General features: G+C 61.7%; 11 protein-coding genes. 7 read left to right on the forward strand and 4 right to left on the reverse strand.

Annotated features, from left to right (window positions below; translation table 11 throughout):
- Positions 1-96 precede the first annotated feature (96 nt).
- Entirely contained in the window at positions 97-738 is a 642-nt protein-coding gene (locus DWV00_RS18090) for a LysE family translocator (RefSeq protein WP_115534962.1), read from the forward strand.
- Here DWV00_RS18090 and DWV00_RS18095 read toward each other — a convergent pair.
- Positions 731-1,648: a LysR family transcriptional regulator gene (locus DWV00_RS18095; RefSeq protein WP_115534963.1), complete on the reverse strand. Its 918-nt coding sequence runs from the start codon at positions 1,646-1,648 to the stop codon at positions 731-733. The two genes, DWV00_RS18090 and DWV00_RS18095, sit on opposite strands and share 8 nt — an antisense overlap.
- Positions 1,649-1,816: 168 nt before the next feature.
- On the opposite strand from DWV00_RS18095, the gene DWV00_RS18100 reads away from it, so the two are divergent.
- The 5 genes from DWV00_RS18100 (at position 1,817) to DWV00_RS18120 (ending at position 7,470) form a co-directional block, all read left to right on the forward strand.
- On the forward strand, positions 1,817-2,233 hold the full coding sequence (locus DWV00_RS18100) for a carboxymuconolactone decarboxylase family protein (RefSeq protein WP_115535001.1): 417 nt from the start codon (positions 1,817-1,819) through the stop codon (positions 2,231-2,233).
- Between the two features lie 202 nt (positions 2,234-2,435).
- Positions 2,436-3,848: a saccharopine dehydrogenase NADP-binding domain-containing protein gene (locus tag DWV00_RS18105; protein WP_181885508.1), complete on the forward strand. Its 1,413-nt coding sequence runs from the start codon at positions 2,436-2,438 to the stop codon at positions 3,846-3,848.
- A 31-nt stretch (positions 3,849-3,879) separates the two neighbouring features.
- Positions 3,880-5,046, forward strand: coding sequence for a glutathionylspermidine synthase family protein (locus DWV00_RS18110; protein ID WP_115534965.1), 1,167 nt, complete (start codon positions 3,880-3,882; stop codon positions 5,044-5,046).
- Positions 5,047-5,054: 8 nt separating this feature from the next.
- Positions 5,055-5,612 (forward strand): hypothetical protein, encoded by a 558-nt coding sequence (locus DWV00_RS18115; RefSeq protein WP_115534966.1) that lies wholly within the window; start codon positions 5,055-5,057, stop codon positions 5,610-5,612.
- A 256-nt stretch (positions 5,613-5,868) separates the two neighbouring features.
- On the forward strand, positions 5,869-7,470 hold the full coding sequence (locus DWV00_RS18120) for an APC family permease (protein ID WP_115534967.1): 1,602 nt from the start codon (positions 5,869-5,871) through the stop codon (positions 7,468-7,470).
- 78 nt (positions 7,471-7,548) lie between these two features.
- On the opposite strand, the gene DWV00_RS18125 is transcribed toward DWV00_RS18120, so the two are convergent.
- Entirely contained in the window at positions 7,549-7,923 is a 375-nt protein-coding gene (locus DWV00_RS18125; protein ID WP_115534968.1) for a YunG family protein, read from the reverse strand.
- Positions 7,924-8,298: 375 nt separating this feature from the next.
- Here DWV00_RS18125 and DWV00_RS18130 point away from each other — a divergent pair, with 375 nt between their 5' ends.
- A complete protein-coding gene (locus tag DWV00_RS18130) occupies positions 8,299-8,586 on the forward strand; it encodes a putative quinol monooxygenase (RefSeq protein ID WP_115534969.1) in 288 nt (95 codons plus the stop codon).
- A gap of 34 nt (positions 8,587-8,620) precedes the next feature.
- Here DWV00_RS18130 and DWV00_RS34105 read toward each other — a convergent pair whose 3' ends face one another.
- Together DWV00_RS34105 and DWV00_RS18135 are read right to left on the reverse strand one after the other, a co-directional pair.
- Positions 8,621-8,782, reverse strand: coding sequence for a hypothetical protein (locus tag DWV00_RS34105; protein WP_181885509.1), 162 nt, complete (start codon positions 8,780-8,782; stop codon positions 8,621-8,623).
- Positions 8,779-8,878, reverse strand: a 100-nt coding sequence (locus DWV00_RS18135) for an NAD(P)(+) transhydrogenase (Re/Si-specific) subunit beta (protein ID WP_147297923.1), incomplete at its 5' end; no start/stop codon positions are given. The genes DWV00_RS18135 and DWV00_RS34105, both read right to left, overlap by 4 nt.

Below are 8,878 nucleotides of genomic sequence, written 5' to 3' on the forward strand. Positions count from 1 at the left end.
CGATATCCCATTTTCCCTTAAAAACCGTCTTTTGCGCCGAACGAACCGCGCCTACGATCTAGCTTCGATACCCACACACACCGCGGGGCAACGCGCATGCTGTTCATCAAATCCTTGGCGATCGGTTTCTCCATTGCCGCGCCGGTCGGCCCGATCGGCATGCTCTGCATTCAGCGCAGCCTGAGCCGGGGCTTTCGCGCGGGCCTTGCGACCGGGTTGGGTGCAGCCTGCGCCGATACGGTTTATGGATTGCTCGGCGCACTCGGCATCGCCGGCCTTGCAACGGCGCTGCCGGCATTGAGCATCGTCCTCAAAATCGCAGGCGGCGCATTTTTGTTGTGGCTCGCATTGATGATTGCACGCGAGAAACCGCCTGCAGCGACGGATGCGCCGGCCGCCTCGCGCGCGACACTGGCGCGCGACTTTCTCACGACGTTCGGTCTCACGTTGTCCAATCCGATGACCATCATTTCGTTCATCGGCGTGTTCGCCGCACTGGGGCCGCTGTCCGCCGCGCACGCCACCGCGGCTGCCCCCGGCTGGATGACGGTCGTGCCCATGGTGACCGGGGTATTTGCCGGTTCGGCGGCATGGTGGCTTTGCCTGAGCGGCGCGACTTCGGCCTTGGGCAAAAAGATGCCGGTCTCGTTCATGCACGGAATAGCCCGGCTGTCGGCGCTCGTCATCGGCGTGTTCGGGGGTGTTCAACTGCTTGCGGGACTGCGCTACATCATTTAGCCGCCACGCGCCGCGACGATGTCGCGCGGCCGCCGAACCGCTTGACGACGAAGTCCGCGAACGTGCCGATCTTCGCGGGCGGCTTGCGGTCCGAGGCCATCAGCAGATGCATGGGCCGCGCGGCAGGCTCGTAGTCGGGCAACACGAGCACGAGCCTGCCGTCGCGCAAATCGTCCGCCAGCAAAATCTCCGGCTGCATGACGATGCCGAGGCCGCTCAGCGCCGCCATTCTCAACGCTTCGCCGTTGTTCGCGCTGAACACGAGCGAGACCGGCACGACGACCTCCCCTTCCGGGCCGTGCAGCCGCCACTGACGGCTCGCGACGGGATGCGCGAGCCCCAGGCACTGATGCCGGGAGAGGTCCGTCGGCACCGACGGCGCGCCGTGCCGCGCCAGGTAGCTCGGTGCAGCGCAAACCACCGAGCGATAGGGACGCAGCCGTCGTGCAACCAGCGAGGAATCGGGCAAGTCGCCGATTCGTATGGCAATGTCGAAGCCTTCGTCGACGAGATCGAGCGCCCGATCGCTAACCACGAGATCGATCTCGACGTTCGGATGCTCAGCGCGGTAGTCGATGCAGGCGGGTGCCAGGACATGCACGCCGAACGAAACCGGAGACAGCACGCGCAAGCGCCCGCGCGCCTCGCCGTGCAGTTCGGCGCCGAGCGCCTCCGCGTCGCGAACCTCCGCGAGGATGAGCCGGCAACGCTCGTAGTACTGGGCGCCCAGTTCGGTGAGGCTTTGGCGCCGCGTCGTGCGATTGAGCAAGCGGCCCCCGAGCCGGGTTTCGAGCGCCCTGACGTGGTGGCCGACCATCGTCCCCGTCAGCCTGAAGTCCTCGGCCGCCGCGGCAAAGCTGCCGCGTTCCACGACCCGAGCGAATATCGCCATGCTTTCCAGTCGGTCCAATTGCGAAGCATCCTTTCGTTATGTTCGAAGCGAAGCGGTCTTTATCGGGGCTGTGCGGGCAGCAACAATGTCGTCAAGCCAGCGAAATCGAACGTGCCATCAAGTGCGAACGTACCTCGATTTCAACTTGAACCGATGAACCCACGAACCCACTCGAGGAGAAACAACATGCTATCGCAACCGACCCTTCGCGAACGCGGCACGGCTTTGCTCGATCAATTGCACGGCAGCGGCGCCGCGCAAGCGCTCCGGGACGACATGGCGGGGCTGTGCCCCGATTTCGTCGACATGTCGATCGAATGGGCACTCGGCGGCGTCATGGCGCGTCCGGGGCTCGACCTCGTCACGCGCGAACTCGTGGTGATTGCGTCGTGCGTGACGCTCGGGCACACCGTCACGCAGTTGCGCGCGCATGTTCACGCGGCGCTTGCGATCGGCGCGACGCGCGAACAGATCATCGAATCGATCTTGCAGCTCACGTTCTATGCGGGAGGCGCATCGGTTCGCAATGCGCTCGTGCATTGCAGGGATTTGCTGGTCGCACCGGCTGAGGCGGCCACTACGGCGGAAGCGGCGGCGGGTTGAAACGACGCCGGTCTCATTCGCGCACGGAATAGCATGTCTACCGGCGCTCGCCGTCCTCGGATTCTCGGGTGTTCAACTGCCTACGGGACTGCGTTACATTACTTGGCCGCCACGCGGGCAGCTGTCGTGGTGCGATACACTTGCCCTGAAGAAGGGAAGCAGTCGCCCACGTCTTCATTCCTATAACGATAGTTCGCCAAAGATGTCCAACCGCATCGTCATCGTCGGCTTCGGCAACATCGGCCAGGCGGTGATCCCTTTGCTGCAAGACGAGTTCGCGGGTAGACGCATCACCGCCATCGATTGCTGCATCGACGAGCGCCGCGTCGAAATCGCAACAGCACGCAACATCGAACTCGTCGAGCAGCGCGTCGACGCGGATAACTTCCAAGGCATCCTTGCTCCTCGCCTCAGCCGAGGCGATTTCTTGCTCAACCTCGCGCCGTCCGTCAGTACGTGCGATCTACTCCTGCTGGCGCAATCGAAAGGCGCGATCTATCTAGATACGGGCATCGAACCTTGGGAGTATCACTACGACCAGGACGACTACGACGGCACGAATGCCGATACGAGCAACTACGCGTTGCGAGAGCGCGTGCTTGCGCTCAAACGCGGCCAGTCGGCCTCCACGCCGACTGCGATCGTCGCGAACGGCGCGAACCCCGGGTACGTGTCGGCGCTCGTCAAGCAAGGACTGCTCGAGTTGGCGCAGGAGGTAGGACTGGCCGAGCTCGCCTCCCCGGCGCCGCGCACTCGCGAAGATTGGGCTCGCCTGGCCGCGGCGCTCGACGTGCAAGTCATTCAGATCTCGGAGCGTGACACGCAGCGTGCCCCGATCGAGCGTGCCCCGCGGGAGTTCGTCAATACCTGGTCCGTGCCGGGCTTCATGACCGAGTGTCAACAGGACGCCGAACTGGGCTGGGGCACGCACGAGCCAACGCTGCCGGCCGGCGCGGTCCGGCACACCGCCGGGTCGCGTGCGGCGATTCGGCTTAGCCGGCCCGGCTGGGCAACGACCGTCAAATCGTGGACCCCGCGGCAAGGCGAATTCGAAGGCTATGTGCTGACGCACCACGAAGCGATCTCGATCGCCGACTACCTCACGCTAGGGCCGCCCGCGGCGGCGACCGCGACTTATCGTCCGACCGTCTACTACGCGTATCGCCCCACGGACCTCGCCGTCGAATCGATGTCCTTGCTGCGCGAGGACGGCGGCGATGCGCCGGCGGAGCGCTTGCTGAAAGATGAAATCACGGAAGGCATCGACGAACTTGGTGTGTTCCTGCTGAGCGGACGGTACCCGGCCCTTTGGCTCGGCTCGGCGTTATCGATCGGCCGCGCGCGATCTCTCGCGCCATACAACAACGCGACGAGCCTGCAGGTCGTCTCCGCCGTCGTCGCCGCATTGCGATGGGCCGAAGCACACCCCGCCGAGGGGATCGTCGAAGCGGACGAGATCGATTACACTGCAATCGTCGAATACGGGGAACACTTCTGGGCGCCAATGCAACGCTGCTACACCCATTGGAAGCCCATCGAGGGTTTGTCACGATTGGCATTCGCCGCGTTTGCAGCGACAAACGAAAGCGCCGAAGTCGTTCAAACGACGAGTTGATCAAGATTCCGCCGCGATCGATTAAAACAACATGGACCGCATTGCACAAACGCCACGGGAAGGCTGGCCTGAAAAGCTCGAGTCGATCGGCTTTCATTTCCACTCGCTAGACGAAGACGACCTACCGCGCGTGGTCGATCGGAACACGTTCTTCTACTGGCGCGAAGACGTGGCGTATCGATTCACGCTGGACGAGATCGAGCGCTTGTACGCGGCGGCGCTCGAACTCAATCGTCGCTGCCTCGATGCCGTCGAGCACGTGATTTCCCGCAATTTGTTCGATCGTTTGGCGATTCCCCCTGCGTTCGCGGACCTGATCCGCACCTCTTGGGAGCGCGACGACCCGACGCTGTTCGGCCGCTTCGACATGACGCTCGGGGCCGACGGCCAGTTCAAGATGTACGAGTACAACGCGGATACGCCGACCTCGATCATCGAAGCGAGTCTCGCTCAATGGTTCTGGAAGGAGGACGTCCATCCGCAAGCGGATCAGTTCAACAGCCTGCACGAGCGCCTCATCGAACGCTGGCGTTGGATACGGGGCCACTACCGCGACGCACGCCTGCTCCACTTCGCGTGCATGTTCTCGAGTCAGGAAGACGTCTGCAACGTCGAGTATCTGATGGACACCGCGGTTCAAGCGGGATGGGCCGTCAAGCTGATCGACATGGCCGATATCGGCAGCGACGGACGAGGCCGCTTCTTCGACGCGGAAAACGCGCGCATGGACTTGGTGTTCAAGCTCTTTCCATGGGAATGGATGATGCGCTCGGAATATGCCGATCAATTGACGATCGATGCGTGCCGCTGGGTCGAGCCGCCATGGAAAGCCGTGCTGTCGAATAAGGGCATCCTGCCGATCCTATGGGCGTTGTTTCCAGGACATCCGAACCTGCTCGAGGCGTCGTTCGACGCCGAAGTGTTCCGGGGCCGCGCGCATGCCCGCAAGCCGCTGCTCTCGCGCGAAGGCGCGAACGTCACGTTGATCACCCCCGAGGGGCGGTTCGACAATCCGGGCATGTACGGCGAGGAAGGGTATATCTACCAAGCGTACGCACCGGCACCGCGCTTCGACGAACGTTTCGTCACGCTAGGCGCCTGGATCGTCGACGATTCACCCGCGGGCCTATGCGTTCGCGAGGAGTCGGGCCCCATCGCGAAGAACACCTCGTTCTTCACGCCTCATTACATCGAATAACATCCATCATGCAGAACAAGCGTTCTCCGCGACTCGTTCTGGTCGGCAGCGCGATCGCGACCGCCGGTCTTTTAAATGCTTGCCACGATTCGGCGGGGCAGACGACACACGTGCTGCGCAACGGCTATGCGACCCAGCAGGAATGCATCGACGACTGGGGGCCGGTGGACTGTACCTACATCGACTCCGGTGCCGCCGGTGCTTCGGCCGCATCGGCGGCCTCGCCTGCGTCCGGCACATCGTCGGCGAACACCGGCGGTGTTTATGTAGGCAGCGGTTTCCACTACTTCGGGCCGTATTACACCCGGCGGGGTATCGTCTATCACGAGAACGGGATGACATCGACGCGTGCCAACCCACCCATCGTCAGACAAGGGACGACAACGGAATTCGACGTACGCAACAGCGAACTGCACGCCGGCTCGGATGCCTTCCATCGAGCCCCTAGCGTGGAAGAGGCTCACGAGACGCATGCCATTTCTCGCGGCGGATTTCTACGCGGGTCAACGTCGATGCACGAGGGAAGTCATTTTCATAGCGGCTTCCACGGATCGCACGGGGGCTGACCTAGCGCCAACCGGGACGATTACCTGATCGTCTCTTGAATCGCCGCAATCCAAATCCAAAAAAGCACATCCGCCGCCTCGATGTCGCGGCACGGATCATGCTGCGTCATGCAATGACACTCGCGCCCCGAAAACGGCATGTAGGCGAGCAGTTGAGCAAAGTGTAAGCCGCACTTCAGTTTCGCTTAATACCGTCTGCCTACATTGAAATTGCCGCAATAAAACGCTGCGAGCAAGTCGGAGCTAGGAGGCAGACATGAGCGATACGTCGAGCCTGACCCTGTCAGGCAAGCTACGTCGCGACGCCGGTATCGTTGGGCTGCTCTTTGCGAGCACGACGAGCATGATCGGCTCCGGCTGGCTGTTCGGAGCCTATCACGCGTCGAAGATCGCAGGCCCGTTGAGCATCGGAAGCTGGATCGTGGGCGCGGTCATCATCATGCTGATCGCGCTCTGTTTCGCGGAGCTGGCGGCGCTTTTCCCACGCAGCGGCGCGCTGGTCCACATGAGCCACGCGAGTCACGGTGACGGGCTCGGACGGATATGGTGCTGGCTGCTGTTTCTCGCCTACGTGCCGGTGCCTAGCGTCGAGGCGGAGGCCATCGTCACCTATGCGAACAACTATCTGCCCTTATTCATCATTCCAGGCAGCGCTGGGCTACTGAGCCTGACGGGCTTCATTGCGTGCGCCGTGTTGCTGGGCATCATCGCGCTGCTCAACTTGATGGTCATCAGGTGGCTGCTCAACGTCAACTCGACTGTGACCTGGTGGAAAATCTTCGTTCCTTTGGCGACGATCATCGGCCTGCTGGTCGCGAGCACGCATTGGGACGTGATACACGCGGCGCCGGGCACGTACAAGTTATCGGGGATGTTTACTGCACTGCCCGCCGCGGGCATCGTGTTCAGCTATCTCGGCTTTCGCACGGCGATCGATCTGGGCGGCGAGACGGCCAATCCGCATCGCGACATTCCGCTGGCCGTGATCGGCTCGGTGATCCTCGCGGCCGTCATCTATATCCTGCTGCAAGTGGCCTTCATCTGGGCGTTGACGCCGGGCGATCTCGCGCATGGCTGGGCGCAGCTCAGCTTCAAGGGCGAGATGGGACCATTCGCCGGGCTCGCGGCCACGCTGGGGCTCGGTTGGATGGCCACGCTGCTGTATGTCGACGCCTATATTTCGCCGGGCGGCACGGGCCTGATGTATGTCACCGGCGGCTCACGCATTCTATTCGCGACGGGCGAGATGGAAGCGGGCCCGCGCGCGCTGGCGAAGCTCAACCGCAACAAGGTGCCGTGGGTCGCTGTGCTCATGATGTGGGTCGTCGGCGTGGTCTTCTTGCTGCCTTTCCCCGCGTGGCAAAAGATGGTCAACTACATCACGTCGATCACGGTGCTCACCTACGGTCTCGGTCCGGTCGCGCTCCTCGTGATGCGCCGCAATTTGCCCAACATGAAGCGCCCGTTCCGCATGTGGGCCGCACCTGTGCTGGCGCCGCTCGCGTTCATCTGCAGCAACCTGATCATTTACTGGACCGGATTCGCGACCAATACGTTTTTGTTTTCGCTCGTGGCGGTCGGTTTCGTGATCTACGCGCTCTACTATCACCTCGTTTTGCGCAAGAGCCCGAGTGACTTCGGCTGGCGGCAGATCGCCTGGCTGCTGCCGTGGTTCGGCGGTATCTGGATCTTGTCCTGGCTCGGGGGCATCGGCGGCGGCCGCGGTGTGATCCCCTTCGGCTGGGACGTATTGGCCGTCACGGTTTGGAGCGTGATCGTCATGCTGCTCGCATTGAGCAGCGCGCTCGACAAGCAGCAGACCGAGGAGATGATGGCGCGGATGAATTTGACCGATTGAAGTCAGTGAAAACGGCTACGCCTCGGTAGGCGCGGCCGTTTCATGTCTAACCGCACGTCTAACTTCACGTCTAATTCGTCACCCCCGGCTCATTGCCTCTTTCAGCCTCGATGCCAGCAGCGCGTACTTTTCAGGCGATGTGTCGGCCAACGCCGCTTCGCGAGTCGAAGGCGTGTCGTCATAGGGAATCGGCTCGTCGAACTGGCTCACAGTGAGGTCCCATTTTTTACCGTCGACGACATTGTAGAAGTGCGTTCCGCCCGACGTTCGCGTGCAGAGTATCTCGCCGCCGAAATAGTCCTGCACGATGAGCGATGTGATGCTGCAATGGTTCTTCGCGATATTCGACGGCGACCAGGCGTTGGTTGGGCTCGATGTATCGCCCGACCAGATGCCGGAAATGGCTCGGTATAGATCGAGAGGTGTCGCAAACGGATTCGGTGCAAGGGTCATGGCGGTTTTCGCTCAGGTTGGGCCGAACGGCGGCGGGGCATGCATGACAAACAAAAAAGCCCCGTCGTTGTCGGCGGGGCTTCGTAGCACTCGTTGCTGCAATTTCCTATTGCGCGCACGCTCCCGACCGCAAACCCGAAGAGGGATGCGGATGATGATGGAACGTCGTCGTAATGGGCTTAACGGACGTAGCGCGTGAAAGGTGTGAAATAGCTTGCATGCGAATGAGTTTGCCCGCAAACGATGCGGGCGTCAATCTCACTGTCGCATCTCACTGTCGCATACGGAATCGCGCGTGGATAATTTCAGCCGCGCGCCATTCTTCCTATGGCAAGATCGTGGGCCCAATAAAATTTCGACATAAGAGAGGGTCCAATGAGTGTCTCGTTGGTTGTTTTAATCGACGTACAACCGGGCAAAGCCGATCAGCAGCTCGAAGCCTTTCGGAAACTCGCGCCGTTGGTGCGGGCGGAAACGGGATGTATCGAATATCGGCTCCATCGCGTGCAAGGAAGCGACACGCAATTCGTGCTGACGGAGCAGTGGGAGTCGGATGAGGCGTTGGCCGCACACGACATCGCGCCGCACATGGTCGAAGCATCCGAAACGAACAAGGCTTTTCGCGCCGGCCCCTCCACGGCGCTGCAATTGATGGCGGTTTAAGGCAGCCTCTGCAATGAGGTTGATGCCAGCGCGACTACAGATCAGTGGCGCTGGCCGTCTGCTCAGATTTTGCAGACACTGTCTGCAAAATCTCCGGCGCCCCCTTTTTTGGGCCGGCATCGCCCGCGAGTTCCAACGGACGATCAAGTTCGGCGGCGGATGCGGCCAGGTGCTCGAAAGTGAAAATTCCGATCAAGCAGCCGCCTTCACCATATCCTCGATGACTTTCTTCGCATCGCCGAACACCATCATCGTCTTGTCCATGTAGAACAGTTCGTTGTCGAGCCCGGCA

Source organism: Trinickia dinghuensis (assembly GCF_003367175.1).
GTDB classification, from domain to species: domain Bacteria; phylum Pseudomonadota; class Gammaproteobacteria; order Burkholderiales; family Burkholderiaceae; genus Trinickia; species Trinickia dinghuensis.

Bases quoted from the DNA above. Each gene is read 5' to 3' on its own strand.
- DWV00_RS18125 (WP_115534968.1), bottom strand. From the start codon at position 7,923: ATGACCCTTGCACCGAATCCGTTTGCGACACCTCTCGATCTATACCGA.
- DWV00_RS18120 (WP_115534967.1), top strand. From the start codon at position 5,869: ATGAGCGATACGTCGAGCCTGACCCTGTCAGGCAAGCTACGTCGCGAC.
- DWV00_RS18100 (WP_115535001.1), top strand. From the start codon at position 1,817: ATGCTATCGCAACCGACCCTTCGCGAACGCGGCACGGCTTTGCTCGAT.
- DWV00_RS18130 (WP_115534969.1), top strand. From the start codon at position 8,299: ATGAGTGTCTCGTTGGTTGTTTTAATCGACGTACAACCGGGCAAAGCC.
- DWV00_RS18115 (WP_115534966.1), top strand. From the start codon at position 5,055: ATGCAGAACAAGCGTTCTCCGCGACTCGTTCTGGTCGGCAGCGCGATC.
- DWV00_RS18105 (WP_181885508.1), top strand. From the start codon at position 2,436: ATGTCCAACCGCATCGTCATCGTCGGCTTCGGCAACATCGGCCAGGCG.
- DWV00_RS18090 (WP_115534962.1), top strand. From the start codon at position 97: ATGCTGTTCATCAAATCCTTGGCGATCGGTTTCTCCATTGCCGCGCCG.
- DWV00_RS18110 (WP_115534965.1), top strand. From the start codon at position 3,880: ATGGACCGCATTGCACAAACGCCACGGGAAGGCTGGCCTGAAAAGCTC.